A 16,443-nucleotide genomic window follows, 5' to 3' on the forward strand; every position below is an offset into this window, starting at 1 on the left:
TTATCCCAGTATCCCATGCTTGGTAATGATTGATGGTTTTAGATCAATTAAGTGTGGGGTGGGTCTTGGAAGCCGTTCGTATCGCTGTTGTCGGCATGGGCCTGTGTTATCCGGACGCGAGCACTCCTTCTGATCTGTGGGATAATGTTCTCGCCGGGCGCAGAGCCTTTCGTCAGATCCCCTCGGAAAGGATGGACCTGGCCGACTACTGGTCCGAGGACCCGGCCGCGGAGGACCGTTTCTACGCGCGCAAGGCCGCGGTTCTGCGCGGTTTCTCCTTCGACCGGGTCCGTTACCGTGTGTCAGGGTCCTCGTTCCGCTCGACGGACATGACCCACTGGCTCGCCCTGGAGACGGTGGACCGCGCGCTCCGGGACGCGGGGTACCCCTCCGGGGAGGGGCTGCCGCGCCGCACCACGGGCGTGGTCATCGGCAACAGCCTCACCGGGGAGTTCTCCCGGGCGAACACCCTGCGGCTGCGCTGGCCCTACGTGCGCAGGACCGTGTCGGCGGCCCTGCTCGGCCACGGCTGGGGCGAGGAGGAGGTCGACGGCTTCCTGACCGAGCTCGAGAAGTCCTACAAGGAACCGTTCCCGCGCGTCGACGAGGACACCCTGGCCGGCGGACTCTCCAACACCATCGCCGGAAGGGTGTGCAACCACTTCGACCTCGCGGGCGGCGGCTACACGGTGGACGGCGCCTGCTCCTCCTCGCTGCTGTCGGTCGCCACCGCGGCCACCGCCCTGGCCCAGGGGGACCTCGACGCCGCGATCGCCGGAGGCGTGGACCTGTCCATCGACCCCTTCGAGATGGTCGGCTTCGCCAGGAACGGAGCCCTGGCCACCGGTGAGATGAGGGTCTACGACAAGGGCTCCAACGGGTTCTGGCCGGGGGAGGGCGCGGGAGCGGTGGTCCTGCTCCGCGAGGAGGACGCGATCGCCCAGGGACGGCGCCCCTACGCCCTGATCACCGGCTGGGGGGTCTCCTCCGACGGCCGGGGCGGCATCACCCGGCCGGAGGAGGAGGGGCACCGCCTGGCCCTGGAACGCGCCTACGCGCGAGCCGGATACGGGATCGGCACGGTCGACTACTTCGAGGGGCACGGCACCGGTACGGCGCTGGGCGACGCCACCGAACTCCTCGCCCTCTCCGGGGCCCGCGGCGCCGCGGACCCCGGCGCCCCACCGGCGGCACTGGGCTCGCTCAAGGCCAACATCGGCCACACCAAGGCGGCCGCCGGAGTGGCCGGCCTGATCAAGGCGGTCCTGTCGGTGCACCACCGGGTCATCCCGCCGGGGACCGGGCACCACGACCCCCACCCGGTGCTGGAGGAGTCGTCGGCACTGCGCGTACCCGACCGCGCCCTGCCCTGGCCGCAGGGGCGGCCGGTACGCGCCGGGGTCTCGGCCATGGGCTTCGGCGGCATCAACACCCACGTCACCGTCGAGGCCGCCGCGGACCGGCCGGGTACCGGCCTCACCTCCCGCGCACGGGCCCTGGTGGCCGGGCGCCAGGACGTCGAACTGCTCGTCGTGGACGGTGCCGACCCCGACGAGGTGCGCCAGCACCTGGCGGACCTCGTCGAGGTCCTGCCGCTGCTGTCCTACGCCGAACTCACCGACCTGGCGGCCTCACTCGCGGACCGGACCGGAGGCCGTCCGGCACGCGCCGCGGTGGTCGCCGCCTCGCCCGAGGCCGCGCACCGGGGCGCGCGCACCCTGCTGGAACGCCTGGACGCGGGGGAGACCGAGATCATCGCCCCCGAGTCGGGCCTGTTCCTGGCGCACCGCGGCACCGCGCCGTCCATCCGCTACCTCTTCCCCGGCCAGGGGTCGGGCACCGGCGGGGGCGGCGCGTTCCGCAGGCGCTTCACCGCGGCGGACCGGATCCTCGCCGCGGCCGACCTGCCCGAGGACGGGGACCAGGTGGCCACCGAGGTGGCCCAGCCCCGCATCGTCTCCGGTTCCCTCGCCGCACTGAGCGTGCTGGCGGACCTCGGGATCCGAGCTGACGGAGCCACCGGCCACAGCCTCGGGGAACTGACGACCCTGCACTGGGCGGGAGCCCTGAGCGCGGACAGGACCCTGGAACTCGCCGCGGCCCGGGGACGGGCCATGGCGCGGTCGGGACGCCCGGACGGGGCCATGGCCGGACTGGCCTGCGCCCCCGAGATGGCCGCGGCCCTGCTGGAGGAAGAACCGGAACTGGTCGTCGCCGGATACAACGGCCCCCGGCAGACGGTGGTCTCCGGTCCCGCCGCCGCCGTGGACAGGGTCGGGGACCGTGCCCGCGCCGCCGGGATCGGCACCACCAGACTGCCCGTCTCCCACGCCTTCCACTCACCGCTGGTGGCCGACGCGGCCGAGGAACTGGGCCGCGAACTCGACAGGACCGCCTTCGGGCCCCCGGTCCCGGGCGCCGTCTCCACGGTGACCGGTCAGGAACTCGGACCCGACACCGATCTCCGTGCGCTGCTCCGGGACCAGGTCGTCCTGCCGGTCCGCTTCCAGGAGGCGCTCTCGCGCCTGTCCGGCGACGCGGACCTGTTGGTTGAGGTGGGGCCCGGACAGGTGCTGGCGGGACTGGCGGCGGGGACCGCTCCCGCCGTTCCCGTGGTCGCCGTCGACACCGACGCCCCCTCCCTGGAACCCTTCCTGCGCACGGTCGCCGCCGCCTACGCCCTGGGAGCCCCGGTGGACGTACGGGGGCTCTTCACCGGTCGGCTGCTCCGCCGCCCGCCGCAGGACTTCGCCTTCCTGGCCAGCCCCTGCGAAGCGGCGCCCGAAACCGTCCTGGGGCGCACCGAGCCCGCCGCCAACGCACCCGTGGGCGACACCGGCACGGTGGACGGCGACGGGGCCGACACCCTGGAGCTGCTGCGCGCACGGATGGCCGCGCGGGTCGAACTCCCCCCGTCCACGGTCGGCGCGGACACCCGGCCGCTCGACGACCTCCACCTGAGTTCCATCACCGTCGGCCAACTGGTCAACGAGGTCACCCGCCACCTCGGCCTGCCGCCGCTGGAGGCCGTCAGCGGATACGCCACCTCCACCCTGGGCGAGCTGGCCGAGATGATCGACCGGCTCGCCAGCACCCCCGCGGACGCCACCGAACCCCCCGAGCCGCCGGGGGTCGCCCCCTGGGTGCGCGCCTTCGAGGTCGCCCACGTCGCCGCGGCGCCGCCCCCCGAGCCCTCGCCCCCGGACGACGCGGCGGGGCAGTGGCGGGTCTACGCCCCGCCCGGCCACCCCCTGGCCGAGCCCCTGCGCAGGTCCCTGTCCGCCCTCGGCTCCGGAATCCTGCTCTGCCTTCCGGCCAGGGGCGGTCCCGGGCTCGTCGGAACCTTCCTCGACGCGGCCCGCGCCGCCGTGGCGGCCGGAGGCAGAACACGGTTCGTGGTGGTCCAGGGCCGCCGCGGTGCCGCCGGGGTGGCCCGGACCCTGCACCAGGAGGTCCCCGGCGCGGTCACCACCGTGGTCACACTGAGCGATCCCGAGCCCCTCTCCGCGGCCGACCTCGCGGAAACGGTGCGCCTCGTGGTCGCCGAGACCGCCGCCACGACGGCGTTCACCGAGGTACGGTACGACGCCGACCGCAGGCGCAGCGTGCCCGTCCTGCGCGTACTCCCGCCCAACCCCGTACCCGGGGAGGCGCCCCTGGGCGCCGGGGACGTCGTCCTGGTGACCGGCGGGGGCAAGGGGATCACCGCGGAGTGCGCCCTGTCCCTGGCCGGGGAGTACGGGGCCGCGCTCGCCCTGCTGGGCCGCGCCCCGCAGGAGGACGCCGAACTCGCCGCCAACCTGGAGCGGATGTCCGCGGCCGGGGTCCGGTTCGCCTACGCCCGTGCCGACGTGACCCGGCCGGACGAGGTCCGTGCGGCGGTCGACGGCCTCCAGGAACGGTTGGGCGCGATCACCGCCGTGTTCCACGGGGCCGGCCGCAACGAACCGCAGGCCCTGCACGGCCTCTCCGAAACCGTGTTCCGGGACGCCCTGGCCCCCAAGCCCGAAGGGCTGGAGACGGTCCTCGGCGCGGTGGACCCCGAGCGGCTCCGCCTGCTGGTCGGCTTCGGCAGCATCATCGGGCGCGCGGGGATGCGGGGCGAGGCCCACTACTCGACGGCCAACGACTGGCTCACGGAGGCGGTCGTGGAGTACGGCGAGGCGCACCCGCGCACCCGTGTCCTGGCCCTGGAGTGGTCGGTGTGGTCCGGGGCCGGCATGGGGGAGCGGATGGGCGTCGTCGAGACGCTGATGCGCGACGGTGTCACCCCGATCTCGGTGGAGGAGGGGACCGGGATCCTGCACCGGGTCCTCACCGACCGGAGCGCGGGACCCGTCCTGGTGGTCGGCGGCAGGACCGGAGCCCTGCCCACCCTCTCCGCGGAGCGGACCGAGATCCCCCTCGGGCGGTTCACCGAGCGGGTGCTCGTCCACTACCCCGGGGTGGAGCTCGTCACCGAAGCCGTGCTCTCCCCGTCCGACGACCCCTACCTGGACGACCACCGGCTCGACGGCGACCTGCTCTTCCCCGCCGTCATCGGGATGGAGGCGATGGCGCAGGTCGCCGCCGCGGTGAGCGGGCACACCGGGACCCCCGTACTGGAGTCGGTGCGGTTCCCGCGCCCGGTGGCCGTCCGTCCCGGCGGCACGACCACGGTTCGGGTGGCCGCACTCGTGCGGGACGCGCAGAGCGTGGAGGTCGTCATCCGCAGCGAGGAGACGGGTTACGGCGCGGACCACTTCAGCGCGCGCCTGCGCTGGCCGGGCGAGGAGGCCCGGCCCGGACCGTCCGGGGAGACCGCGCCGGAGCCCGCCCTCCTGCCGCGGGTGCCGGTCGAGCCCTCCGAGCTCTACGGTGACCTGCTCTTCCAGGGGAAGAGGTTCCAGCGTCTGCTCTCCTACCACCGGGTCGGCGCCCGCCACGCGGTCGCGGACCTGTCCGCCGAGGCCCGGGACGACTGGTTCGGGACCTTCATGCCCCAGGACCGGTCCCTCGCCGACCCCGGGGCACGCGACGCCGCCATGCACGCCCTCCAGGTCTGCGTCCCCGACGGGATCCTGCTGCCCGAGAGCGTGGACCGCATCGTCCCGGCTCCGCGCCGGGAGGGCGGCGCCCGCCTGTCGCTCAGCGCTGAGGAACGCTTCCAGGACGGTGACTCCCACGTCTACGACCTGGAACTGCGCGACCTCTCCGGGATGGTCGTCGAACGCTGGGAGGGGCTGCGGCTGCGCGTGGTCCGCGCGACCGGCGGAGCCGGCCCGTGGATCCCCCCGCTGCTGGGACCGCACCTGGAACGCTGCCTTGAACACGTGCTCGGAGGGACCAGAACGGTGGTCGTGGACCCCGACCCCCCGGGGGCGGGCACGGGGGTCCGGGACCGCAGGGACCGCACCGCGCTCGCCGTCGGCCGCGCGCTGAACCGCCCGGTCCGGGTGCGCTACCGGCCGGACGGCCGTCCCGAGGTGGACGGCGCGCGGGTCTCGGCCTCGCACGGCGCCGGGATGACGCTGGCCGTGGTCGGGCCGGAGCGCCTGGCCTGTGACGTGGAGGCCGTGGTGCGGCGCTCCGAAGCGGACTGGGCCGGCCTGCTCGGGACGGACCTCCTGCCGCTGCGGGACCTGGTGGCGGCCGAGACGGGGGAGGCCCCCGAGACGGCGGCCACCCGGGTGTGGAGCGCCCTGGAATGCCTGCGCAAGGCCGGCGATCCGGGCCGCTCCCTGCTCCTGGGCACGGTCGGCGAGCACGGGTGGACCGTGTTCACCTGCGCGGACGCCCGGATCGCCACCTGGACGACGACTCTGCACGGGGACCCCTCACCGGTGGTCTTCGCGGTCCTGCACGGAGAGGAGGGGTGATGGCGGACTACTACGAGCTCCGGCACACGGTCGGTTTCGAGGAGACGAACCTCGTGGGCAACGTCTACTACGTCAACTACCTGAGTTGGCAGGGGCGCTGCCGGGAGATGTTCCTGCGGGACCGGGCCCCGGGCGTCCTGGCACAGGTGCGGGACGACCTCAAGCTCTTCACGCTCCGGGTGGACTGCGAGTTCCTCGCCGAGATCACCGCCTTCGACGAGATCTCCGTCCGGATGCGCCTGGAGGAGCTGACCCGCACCCAGGTGCAGTTCGCCTTCGACTACGTCCGCCTCGGTACGGACGGGGAGGGGCCGCTCGTGGCGCGGGGACGCCAGCGTGTCGCCTGCATGCGCGGGCCGAACAACGCGACCGTTCCCGCCGCCGTCCCCCGGGAGCTGCGCGAGGCCCTCGCCCCTTACGCGCTCCCCGAGGTGCGGGGGGCTGTGGTGTGACGATGGTGGACCTTCGCCGGGTCATGTCCGCGTTCGCCACCGGGGTCACCGTGCTCACGGTGGGCGGCGACCGCCCCAACGGCATGACGGCCAACGCCTTCTCCTCGGTTTCCCTCAACCCGCCGCTGGTGCTGTGCTGTGTCTCCCGCACGGCCCGCATGCACGGGACGCTCTCCGGCGGGGGCCGCTTCGCGGTGTCGGTCCTGGCAGCGGACCAGGAGGAGGCCGCACGCCGGTTCGCCGACCCGCGGCGTCCGCACGGCTGGGGCCAGTTCGCCCGCCTGGGATGGCGTCACGGGCCGTGCACGGGTGCGCCGCTGATCACCGGGGCCCTGGCCTGGCTGGAGTGCGAGGTCGTCCGGGAGGTGGCGGCCGGCGACCACTCCGTCTTCCTCGCGGCCGTGCTCGACGCGGACGCGGGCGCGGACCGGTCGGCCCTGCTGTTCCACGACAGCGCCTTCCACGGTTTGCGCCCGGTACCGGCCGCCGGCACCGCGGACTGACGCCGGCGCCCGGGTGCTCCCGGGGCGGTCCGCGTTCCCGCGTCCACCGGACGGTTGGCGGCGATTTCCCACAGAAAGCGAGAATTTTTTCGAAATTCCGGGGAACGGAGGGGAGGATCGCCGGAGGAGCGGATTCCGTTCCCACGCCGCCGTTCCCCGGAAATCACGTCCGTACTCGGGCAGTAAGCACTTCTTCTCCTTCCCCGGGTCGCCGTTCTCCGGCCCGGGTGCGTTCCGGTCAGGGAAGCGTGGAAGCACCGCGGAACCCGCGCCTCAGGCGCCGGTGCTGATCCGTACGAGCTGTCCGGGCCTTCGGCGACCAGGTTCCAGGAGCGGGTGGTGACGTAGAAGTCCCCGTCGGGCGGACGGCTCCAGCTCCTGCGCGGCCGTCTCCAGGACGACGAACCGACCCTGGCGGTCCCGGTCTTCTGCTCTGCACTGAACTCGCTCACGCAGTGGGCGCAGTCGGGGCCCTCCACGACAGTGCCCGGCACGGCCTCGACCGTGCCGCCGTCCACCTCGTGGCCCGAGACGAGGGCGAGCATCCCCACGTGGCCGTCCTCGGACACGTGTGGGACGGTCTTGCCCCCGCGTCGTCGACGACGGTCCCGAGGGGCCCACAGCGAGGCCACCGCAGGGGCCCACGTCCGCGCCGAGGGCGGGACCCGTCACCGAGACCTCGGTGCCGACCGGGGCAGGCCCACCGCGATACGAGTGGAGGCGTCCGCGACCGGTGTGTGGGAGAAGAAGGAGGAAGAGGCGGGCCGGGATCAGCCCCGCGCGGCCCTGGTGTACTCGGGAAGCAGCTCCGAGTAGCGCGCGTCGGAGTCGACCAGCGGTGGACGGCCGCTGAGGTGGGCGTCGAGCGAGTCGCTGTACATGTGCCAGCCGGCGGCGTAGTCGACGGGGTCGACCAGTCCCCGGTGTTCGAGGGTGAACTCGGTGTGGCCCTCGCCGACGGGGGACAGGTCCAGACGCACCCTGGAGTCGTTCTCGCCGGTGTAGCGCCAGGTGAGCTCCATCTGGTGCGGCGGATTCCAGGAGAGCACCTGGCAGGTGATGGTGTCGCCGTGTTGTCCGCGTCCCCCCAGAACGAAACGTTTGTCGGGCCCGGGTTCGCCGCTCACCGGGGGGCTGAACCACAGTGCGAGCAGTTCATTGCGGGTCCACGCGTCCCACACCCGTTCCGGAGGCGCGGGCAACCGCCGGACCAGGCGCATCGAGGTCAGGTCCCGGGCCACTGTCGAGTAGAGCTTCTGATCGGTCATCGCTTGCCTCCGGGGCGGCCCCTGTTCCGGGGAGGGATCGTGCCGTGTTCGCTCGTTGGCGTGATAACTATAATTATCCATATCAAGAGTGTTCAACGCTGTGTGCTGACCGTGTACCGGTCGGCTTGGCCCCGCCTTGATCAGGCCGAGCATGCGGCTGCACCGCCGGACGGCCTCCGCCGGACCCTCCACGCGCATGTCGCCCGTGGCCAGGGCCTCGAACGGGGTCAGCATCCCGGTCCCCACGCGCACGAAGGTCTCCGCCGAGCTGTGGATCGTCAGGTCGGAGGGGGGCATGGGGTCGCGGACGAACTCCGCCTGGCCCCGGCCCACCCGGGCCCCGAACACCTCGTCGTCGATCCGGAACTCGTACTGTTCGCTGACCTGAGGGACCATCTCCGGGATGGTCATCGCCTGGATCGCGAGGAAGCCCCAGCCGGCCCGGACCGCACCGCTGCCCGCTTCCTTTCTCTTGCCGATCTGGCCCAACCCCCACCGGGCCAGGGCGAGGACGGGCTCGCGCAGGCCGAGCCCCTCCTCGGTGAGCCGGTAGACCTTCCCGCGCGAGTCTCCGGGGGCGGGAGAGACACCGACCAGTTCGTGGGCCCTCATCGTTCGCAGCCGCTCCGACAGCAGGTTCGGCGCCAGTCCCGGCAGATCGTGCAGGAGTTCGTTGAAGCGGGCGGGGCCGATGAGGAGTTGGCGCACGATGAGCAGGGTCCAGCGCTCACCCACGATGTCCAGGCCGGCGGCCAGTCCGCAGAGCTGGCCGTAGTCACGTTTGTTGGTCATGGTGACTCTCGCTGAATGGTGAACATACTTGCAGGATGATATCTATTATTATAGCTTTCTCGTTCGCAAGGCGTTCGATGCCTCCGCCTGGCACGGAGCGGTCGGCGGGGCCGTGTTCGAGTTCGTCGGACCCGAAGCGAAGTACGGCTGTGGTGCGATACCGGACGCGGTCGAGGTCCGACCCGACGAGTCGCTCTACGTCGAGCTCAACTACTTACACGACCGTGCCCGCTTCGACAGGGCCATGCCCCTGGTCGGCGCCGACCCCGAGCTGGAAAGGCCCTACGACTCCCTGGCCGCCATGACCTGCGTCCGACGCATCCTCCGGGGCGGGTGCGCCTCGCTCTACCACGTGATGAACGTTCCGCCACCACCTCGCCGCGTCCCGCCCCGCATGCAAGCCTCGGAGTCGCAAGGAGCCCGACCATGCAGAACGCGCCTGACCGGACCACCCGACCGCCCTCCAGCACCCGAGCCCTGACCTGGGTCTCCGGAGGCCAGTTCCTCGCCTTCGGTCTCGCGATCGGTGTCATGACCGTGATGTGGGCGGAGGTGATCATCGCCCTTGACCTGACCGAGGGCGTGTTCGGCACGGTGCACCTCCTGCTGCCCATCACCGCGCTGGTGACGCTCCTGGGTACCAGGTACCTCTACCGCCGCTACGGCAACCGCGATCTCGCGGTCTGGGGACAGCTGTCGATGATCGGCATGCTCGTGGTCCTGGCCTGGAGCGACAGCACTCTCGGCCTGCTGTTGGCCTTCGCGCTGGCCGGCGCCGCCAGCGCGCTGATCGACACATCCACCAACAGCGTCTTCATGGACCTGGGGAACAGCACCGGCCGCGACGTCATGAACGTGATGTACGCGGTCAACAGCGGCGGGACTGTCATCAGCACCCTGGGTTGCGGTCTCCTCCTCAGCCTGGGCATGGACTACCGCTGGGTCCTGCTCGTCAGTGCCGCGGTGATGCTTCCGTTCCTCATCGCCACCTTCCTCGTCCGCTACCCCGCACCAGCGGACGCGGACGACCCGGAGGGCGAGGAGGTCGATCTCGGGGTGCGCGCCCTGATGGCCGACAGCCGTCTGTTCCGGGTGGTGTTCGCCCTGACGGCCCTCGGCATCGCGGTGGAGAGCATCGTCCAGGTGTGGGTGGTGATCTACGTCGACCAGTTGATGAGTGTTCCGATCGTGGTCGGCGCCGCCGCGTTCGCGATGTTCAGCTTCACCATGCTCGTCGGCCGCCTGGGCAACGCCTGGCTTCTGGCCAGGGCGGGTGTACGCATATCCTTCCTGATCTCCGGGGCGGGCATGGCGCTCGCCGGCGCGGTGCTGATGCTGGGCGCCGGGGTGTGGGCGTCGGTCCTGGCCTTCACCCTGGCCGGGCTGGCCAACGCCGGGATACAGCCGACCGGGATCAGCGCCGCCTCGCGCATCGCACCGGCTCGTACCGGAGCGGTCGCCGGGGCCATCATGATGCCCGCCTACGGCGCCTTCATCCTGTCGCCCACCGTCTACGGATGGCTGGCCGAGTGGACCTCCCTCGACTTCGCCATGGTCCTGGTGCTGGTCTGCGGTGCGCTCACCGTCGTACTGGCCTTCGACCGCTCCATCGCCGGTGTCGACCGTGAACTCCGTTCCCTCACCGAGGCGGAGAGCGAAGCCGGAGCACACTGACCGGCGGCACCGCTCCACTCCCGGTCGCGTCGGGCCCCGTGCCTGGCACGACCGCCGTGTCATCGGGGCCGCCGCACCGTCCATCCCTCCGGCAGGTTGTGGGTGCCGGGCGCTCCGGTCCCGTGGTCACCGGACACGCGCACCGTCTCCAGCCCCGCGTCAGTGACCGCCTCCTCCAGTTCGTGCCGTGAGAACCAGCGCCGCCGGTGGGTTTCGTCCGTGCGGGCTTAGTGGCCGTCCCCATCCCGGACGATCCCGGTGACCTGGTGGTCGGAGCAGGGGTGCCCTCGAGCTGAGGCGTGTCCCAGAGGCAGGCGAAGCCTCCAAGGCGCTCGCTGGTGCGGTCGAGCTCCGCCGTCTCCTGGAAGGTTCCACGGGTACCCAGGTCGGGCACGGACGCCCCTCCGGGGCGGAGCAGCCCGTGTACCCGGGCGAGCAGCGACTCCGGCCGACCCGGTGCCGTGAAGTAGTCGATCCCGTCAAGGCAGCAGGGGAACGGTCTGGTCGAAGCCGCCGGTCCCCTCGACCCGCGCCCAGGTGTGGACCCTCGACCAGGCCTGGCCCGTGGCGTCCGTGCGCGGGACGCGGGTCCAGCCGGCGACCTCGGGGACATCGTCCCGGTGTGCCCCCAACACGACCGCCTCGTTGTCCTCGGCCCTCAGGGCGAGCCACAGGGCGCCCTGACGGGCCGCGGAGCCGTTCTCCCGGTTGGGGAACCATGCGGTGGTCGGCAGGGCCCGGACCGAGTTCCGGTCGGCCAGCTTCCACAGGGCGTGCTCGCGCTCCAGGGCGGCCCTCCGGGCGGACGCCGCCCCCGAGGGGTGGAAAGGGGCGGGAGCGCGGCCCCGTGTCACCGAGGGAAGTCGGTGAAACACCGGGCGTGCCCGACCGTGACTCACGTAGAGTGGTGGATCATGGGCGGCGGCCCTCGGGCCCCACAGCGATAACCGGACCGGGAGCGGGATGACTGAGCAGCAGCGGGCCTCCGACGAGGCGGCCCAGGCCGAGGACCGAACGGGCGAGCCCGTCGTCACCGAGGGAACGGTCGAGGCCCTGGTCCGGACCAAGCTCGCCGAGTCCCTGGGCGGCAAGCGCGGCATGGTAGAGGCGGCCGTTCCGACGCTCACCTTCACGCTCTCCTACATCCTCAGCTCCGAACTGCGGACGTCGATCCTGCTCGGTGTGGGAGCCGCCCTGCTCCTGGGCGTCATCCGGCTGGTGCAGCGCTCCTCGGTGCAGTACGTGCTCACCAGCCTCTTCGGTATCGGTATCGCCGCCGTCTTCGCGATGCGCAGCGGCAACGCCGAGGACGCCTTCCTGCCCGGCATCATCTACAACGCGGTCTACGCGGTGGTGCTGAGCATCTCGGTGCTGGTGCGCTGGCCCGCCATCGGCCTGATGATCGGCCCGTTCATCGGACACAGGGAGGACTTCACCTCCTGGCGCGGCAACCCCGCAGTGGTCAGGCTGGCCTCCCGGCTGACCTGGCTGCTGGTGTTGCCGTGCGTCATCCGGGTCCTGGTCCAGTACCCGCTCTGGCTCGCCGCGACCAACGACTGGGCCGACACCTTCGCCCTGCTGGGCCTGTCCAAGGTCGCCATGGGGTGGCCGCTCCAGGTGGCCGCCTTCGCGGGCATGGTGTGGGTGCTGGCCCGCGGCCGCACCCCGCTGGAGCGGCAGCAGGACACCGAAGAGCCCCGGACCGGGCCCGCAGAGCAGGCCGGGGACCGCTGAGTACTCAGCTCCCGGCGTCCGCTCCGGGCCCGTCCACCGGCCCCAACAGCTCCTCCAGGGGGCCCAACGCGTCCGGTTCGGCCAGGAACACCACGGTGTTGCCCACCGACAGGGTCCGCCCGGGGTCCGGTGGGCGCACACCGCCCGGGCCGACCACCGCGACCAGCGCCACCCCCTCCGGCAGGGCACCCGTCAGATCGCTCTCCGAGCCGCCCACGAACGGGCTCTGCGCGTGCAGGACCGACTCGGCGATCTCCGCGCCCGGCAGCGGGGGCAGAGCGCCCTCCTCCGGGTAGTCCTCCTCCGCGGGGACGCCTTCGACCAGGTCCGCGATCAGCCGGGGCGGGGAGACCGCCAGATCCACCCCCCAGGAGTCGTTGAACAGCCACTCGTTGTCCGGGTCGTTGATCCGGGCGATAACCCGGTCCACACCGAACTCGGTCTTGGCGAGCAGGGACACGACCAGGTTCACCTTGTCGTCGCTGCTGGCCGCGACGACCACGTCGAAGTCGCCCAACCGGGCGTCCTCCAGGGTGGCCAGCTCACAGGCGTCCGCGAGCAGCCACTCCACCTGGGGCAGGTCGTCGACGCCGATCGCCCGGGTGTCCCGGTCGATCAGCAGGACCTCGTGCCCGCTGCCCGCCAGCTCCGTGGCGATGGAGCGGCCCACGCTGCCGGCACCCGCGATCGCGATCCGCATCTCACCCACGCCCCGTCTCGGCCTCGTGCCGTCCGCCCAGCCGTTCGACCAGGCCCTCCATCTCCCGGCTGTGCGCCACCACGTGCAGCACGTCTCCCCGGGCGAGTCTCTCCTGGGGCCGGGCCAGCGTGATGCGGCCCTCCCGGACCAGATACACCACCCGCAGCGATGAGTCCTCCTCCAGGGCGGTGACGGTCTCACCCGCCCAGCGCTCCGGCAGGGTGAGTTCGTTCATGCTCAGGCTGCCCGAGGCGTCCTGCCATTCGGGTGCCGCGGCGAGCCGGTCGTCACCGGGCACGACCCGGCGCAGGATCGCGTCGGCGGTCCAGCGCACGGTCGCCACCGTGGGGATGCCCAGGCGCTGGTAGACCTCCGCGCGGCGGGGGTCGTAGATCCGCGCCACCACGTTCTGGACGCCGAACGCCTCCCGGGCCACCCTGGCCGAGATGATGTTCGAGTTGTCGCCGTTGCTGACGGCGGCGAAGGCCGCGGCCCGGTCGATACCGGCGCTGAGCAGCACCTCGCGGTCGTGTCCGACACCGCGTACGGAGTGTTTGGCCACGGCGGTACGGAGCCTGCGGAACGCCTCGGGGTCCTGGTCGATCACCGCCACGGAGTGACCCAGGTCCACCAACGTGTGCGCCAGGGTGGAACCCACCCGGCCGCACCCCATGATCACGATGTGCACCTCGACCGCGCTCCCGTCGACCTCGCCGTCCGACCCGGGGCACGGAGTAGTCGAACATGCCCCGACAGCTACACCTTGGCACACATCGCCCGCGCACGTGCGCCCGCCCCGGCTCCGCGGTGTTCGGACCAGCACGTGTGGTGCTCCGGGGCCGGTAGATTGGGGCTGGTTGGTGGCTGTGCGCGCAGGGTCACCCTTCACACGACCCGACCAGCGAAGGACGCCGCCATGAGCCTTGTGGGCAACGAATTCGAACTGACCGTGGACGACGTCGCACACGGTGGGTGGTGTGTGGGCCGCCACGGCGACCAGGTCGTCTTCGTCCGCCACACGCTGCCCGGCGAGCGGGTCCGGGTGCGCGTCACCGAACAGACCACCCGGTTCCTGCGCGGGGAGGCCGTCGAGGTCCTCACCGCCTCACCGGACCGGGTCGAGGCGCCCTGCGTGTTCTCCGGCCCCGGGATGTGCGGCGGCTGCGACTGGCAGCACGCCTCCCTGGAGTCGCAGCGCCGGATGAAGGGCCGAGTCGTCACCGACCAGCTCAGCCGCATCGCCGGAATCGACCGGGAGGTCGAGGTGGAGGAGCTGCCCGGCACCCCTGACGGTCTGGGCTGGCGCACCCGGGTGCGTTTCGCCGTGGACGAGGACGGCAACGCCGGTCTGCGCCGCCACCGCTCCCACGACATCGAACCGGTCGACCGCTGCCTGATCGCACACCCCGGCGTCACCGAACTCGGCGTGACCGAGGTCAAGTGGGAGGGCGTCAAGGACGTCGAGGCCGTGGCCTCCGCCACCCGTGCCGACCGCGCGGTCGTGGTCACCCCCACCACCGCCAAGCTCGGGCCCCTGCCCGAGCTCAAGGCCTCCAGCGCGGTGCTGCGCCGCTTCAAGGGCGGACGGGTGCAGTCGGTGCGCGGCCGCAAGGGCGTGCGCGAGGACGTGTCCGGCCGCGAGTACCGCGTCGGCGCGGGCGGCTTCTGGCAGGTCCACCCGGCGGCGCCGGAGACCCTGAGCGCGGCCGTCCTGGCGGGCTTGGAGCCCAAGCCCGGCGAGACCGCCCTGGACCTGTACTGCGGAGCGGGCCTGTTCACCGGTGCGCTCGCCGAGGCCGTGGGCGCCGAGGGGCGCGTGATGGGCGTCGAGAACGGTGAGCACGCGGTCCGGGACGCCCAGTACAACCTGAAGGACCTGCCGCAGGTCCGGGTCGAGCGCGCCGACGTGGTCAAGCAGATGCGTGAGTGGGCCGACGTGCGCGCCGACATCGTGGCACTCGACCCGCCGCGTGCGGGCGTCGGTGTCGAGGTCGTCCGCAAGATCGCGGGCATGAAGCCACGCCGGATCGCCTACGTCTCCTGCGACCCCGCGACCCTGGCCCGCGACCTCGCCGAGTTCGGCCGCTCCGGCTACCGGCTGGTGGACCTGCGCGCCTTCGACGCCTTCCCGATGACCCACCACATCGAGTGCCTGGCCGTCCTCGAACCGGTCAAGCTGGCCCGCCGCCACCGCGAGGCCGCCGAGACCGAGTAGGCCCCGCGTCCCAGCACGACGAGAACGCCCGGAAGCGTACGCTCCCGGGCGTTCTCCGCGTCCGTGGCGCCGCCACGCGGCCGGGGGCCGTGCCCCGTGCGGTCAGCCCCTGCGGCGGGGGAGCGGGACCCTCAGGACGGCGAGGCCCAGGGCGAGCACGACCAGACCTGACCAGGAGACCAGCGGTAGCCGTTCGCCGACCAGGGCCACGCCCAGCAGGGCGGCCACGGCCGGTTCGGCCAGGCTGAGGGTGGTCGCCGTCGCGGCCGACGTGTGCCGCAGGCCGCGACCGAACAGCCAGTAGGCCAGGAACACGGTGAACAGGGCCAGGTGCAGGGTGACCAGTGCCCCGTTGACCGTGGCCAGCCAGGCGGTGCCCGCGGCCAGCACGACGGGGAGCACGAGGAGGCCGCCGCCGGCGAACATGGTGCCCATCACCGCCCCGGAGGTGTGGCCGCGCCGGATCAGCTTCTCGGCGATGACCGCGTACAGGGAGTAGGAGAACCCGGCGGCCAGGGCCAGGAGCACGCCCAGGACGTTCACCGCGCTCTCGGTGCCGGTGAACCCCGGGCCCAGGACGAGTACGGCACAGCCCAGTACGGCCGCGGCGGTCGCCACCAGCCACCGCGCGGTGGGCCGGGCCCGGTCCGCGCCCCAGGCCAGCAGGCCGGAGAACACGGGCGCGCTGCCCAGGGTGATGACGGTACCGACGGCCACCCCCGCGTTGGCGACCGCGGGGTAGAACGCCAGCGGGTACCCGGACACCGCCGCCGCTCCCAGCAGGAGCATCCGGCGGGTGCCGCGGTCGGAGCGGGCCACCAGCGCGGTGGACCCCTTGCCGAACAGGAACAGCAGGACCCCGCCGAGGACGAGTCCCGCCGAGCCGATCGCGGCGGGGTGCGCCTCGCCGGGGGCGAAGGAGCTGGCGGTTCCGGTGGTGCCCCACAGGACGGCGGCACCGAGGACCGGCAGCGGCCCGGTGCCCAGGCGGGCGAGGCGGGAACGGGCGGACGGCCGGTCCGCGGCAGTGGAGGTGGTGTGCTCTGGCACGTGCTTGCTCTCGTCTCCGTGCGTCGGGAACTGGTCCGAGGGCGGGCGCACGAACGACCCGGCCCGGGCGCGCGCAGGCGGGGCCGCGGGTTCTCCGGTGGTTCAGCCGGTGCGCCCGATCAGGCGCACAGCGGCGGAAGGACCTTGTGCCAGTGGTAGTTCACGCCTCCACGGTAACGCGAGGCGACCGGACGCGG

12 protein-coding genes are annotated in these 16,443 nt (G+C 72.5%); 7 read left to right on the forward strand and 5 right to left on the reverse strand.

The features are described 5' to 3' along the window. The first annotated feature begins 32 nt into the window (after positions 1-32). From AC0VYD_RS10480 to AC0VYD_RS10490, 3 genes are read left to right on the forward strand one after another with little or no spacing between them, the layout of a single operon-like run. The gene (locus AC0VYD_RS10480; protein ID WP_475479681.1) at positions 33-5,858 is read left to right on the forward strand and encodes a type I polyketide synthase; all 5,826 of its coding nucleotides are present in this window, start codon (positions 33-35) and stop codon (positions 5,856-5,858) included. Then, complete coding sequence (locus tag AC0VYD_RS10485; protein WP_475479682.1) at positions 5,858-6,310, forward strand: acyl-CoA thioesterase; 453 nt, start codon at positions 5,858-5,860, stop codon at positions 6,308-6,310. Before AC0VYD_RS10480 ends, AC0VYD_RS10485 begins: the two co-directional genes overlap by 1 nt. 2 nt (positions 6,311-6,312) lie before the next feature. Then, positions 6,313-6,813, forward strand: a complete 501-nt coding sequence (locus AC0VYD_RS10490; RefSeq protein WP_475479683.1) for a flavin reductase family protein — start codon at positions 6,313-6,315, stop codon at positions 6,811-6,813. 770 nt (positions 6,814-7,583) lie between these two features. Here the strand turns inward: AC0VYD_RS10490 and AC0VYD_RS10495 are convergent. Next, the gene (locus AC0VYD_RS10495; RefSeq protein ID WP_475479684.1) at positions 7,584-8,873 is read right to left on the reverse strand and encodes an SRPBCC domain-containing protein; all 1,290 of its coding nucleotides are present in this window, start codon (positions 8,871-8,873) and stop codon (positions 7,584-7,586) included. 28 nt (positions 8,874-8,901) lie between these two features. Between AC0VYD_RS10495 and AC0VYD_RS10500 the strand changes: the two genes are divergently transcribed. Both AC0VYD_RS10500 and AC0VYD_RS10505 read left to right on the forward strand, forming a co-directional pair. Then, positions 8,902-9,354 (forward strand): DUF1428 domain-containing protein, encoded by a 453-nt coding sequence (locus tag AC0VYD_RS10500; RefSeq protein ID WP_475479685.1) that lies wholly within the window; start codon positions 8,902-8,904, stop codon positions 9,352-9,354. After that, positions 9,300-10,547 carry an MFS transporter gene (locus tag AC0VYD_RS10505; protein ID WP_475479686.1) on the forward strand — a complete coding sequence of 416 codons (1,248 nt, stop codon included), beginning with the start codon at positions 9,300-9,302 and terminating at the stop codon, positions 10,545-10,547. The genes AC0VYD_RS10500 and AC0VYD_RS10505 overlap by 55 nt, the downstream gene beginning before the upstream one ends. Positions 10,548-11,026: 479 nt before the next feature. Here the strand turns inward: AC0VYD_RS10505 and AC0VYD_RS10510 are convergent, their stop codons facing one another. Beyond that, on the reverse strand, positions 11,027-11,401 hold the full coding sequence (locus AC0VYD_RS10510; protein ID WP_475479687.1) for a hypothetical protein: 375 nt from the start codon (positions 11,399-11,401) through the stop codon (positions 11,027-11,029). A gap of 109 nt (positions 11,402-11,510) precedes the next feature. Here AC0VYD_RS10510 and AC0VYD_RS10515 point away from each other — a divergent pair, with 109 nt between their 5' ends. Next, positions 11,511-12,281, forward strand: a complete 771-nt coding sequence (locus AC0VYD_RS10515) for a DUF3159 domain-containing protein (protein WP_475479688.1) — start codon at positions 11,511-11,513, stop codon at positions 12,279-12,281. A 4-nt stretch (positions 12,282-12,285) separates the two neighbouring features. On the opposite strand, the gene AC0VYD_RS10520 is transcribed toward AC0VYD_RS10515, so the two are convergent. Then, positions 12,286-12,990, reverse strand: a complete 705-nt coding sequence (locus tag AC0VYD_RS10520) for a potassium channel family protein (RefSeq protein WP_475479689.1) — start codon at positions 12,988-12,990, stop codon at positions 12,286-12,288. Next, the gene (locus AC0VYD_RS10525; protein ID WP_475479690.1) at positions 12,983-13,669 is read right to left on the reverse strand and encodes a potassium channel family protein; all 687 of its coding nucleotides are present in this window, start codon (positions 13,667-13,669) and stop codon (positions 12,983-12,985) included. Before AC0VYD_RS10525 ends, AC0VYD_RS10520 begins: the two co-directional genes overlap by 8 nt. Positions 13,670-13,897: 228 nt before the next feature. Between AC0VYD_RS10525 and AC0VYD_RS10530 the strand changes: the two genes are divergently transcribed. After that, on the forward strand, positions 13,898-15,196 hold the full coding sequence (locus AC0VYD_RS10530; protein WP_475479691.1) for a class I SAM-dependent RNA methyltransferase: 1,299 nt from the start codon (positions 13,898-13,900) through the stop codon (positions 15,194-15,196). Between the two features lie 102 nt (positions 15,197-15,298). On the opposite strand, the gene AC0VYD_RS10535 is transcribed toward AC0VYD_RS10530, so the two are convergent. Next, complete coding sequence (locus AC0VYD_RS10535) at positions 15,299-16,246, reverse strand: DMT family transporter (RefSeq protein WP_475479692.1); 948 nt, start codon at positions 16,244-16,246, stop codon at positions 15,299-15,301. Positions 16,247-16,443 lie beyond the last annotated feature (197 nt).

The sequence above is a fragment of the Nocardiopsis sp. iso_40 genome (genome assembly GCF_056173285.1).